1 pseudogene is annotated in these 269 nt (G+C 56.1%); it reads left to right on the forward strand.

Annotation, left to right across the window (positions count from 1 at the left end):
• Positions 1–269: pseudogene (locus tag MN204_RS20720) on the forward strand (amino acid permease); the annotation flags it as partial.

A 269-nucleotide genomic window follows, 5' to 3' on the forward strand; every position in this document is an offset into this window, starting at 1 on the left:
GCAGCGTGGGCTGGAAGCTCGTCATATTGAACTGATAGCGCTGGGCGGCACTATCGGCGTGGGCCTGTTTATGGGCTCCGCAAGCACGCTCAAATGGGCAGGCCCTTCCGTATTACTGGCGTATATTATCGCCGGGCTGTTTGTTTTCTTCATTATGCGTTCCATGGGCGAAATGCTCTTCCTGGAGCCGGTAACCGGCTCTTTCGCCGTTTACGCGCATCGCTATATGAGCCCCTTCTTCGGCTACCTGACGGCCTGGTCATACTGGT

The organism is Oceanobacillus saliphilus, assembly GCF_023522835.1.
Lineage (GTDB): Bacteria > Bacillota > Bacilli > Bacillales > Amphibacillaceae > Oceanobacillus > Oceanobacillus saliphilus.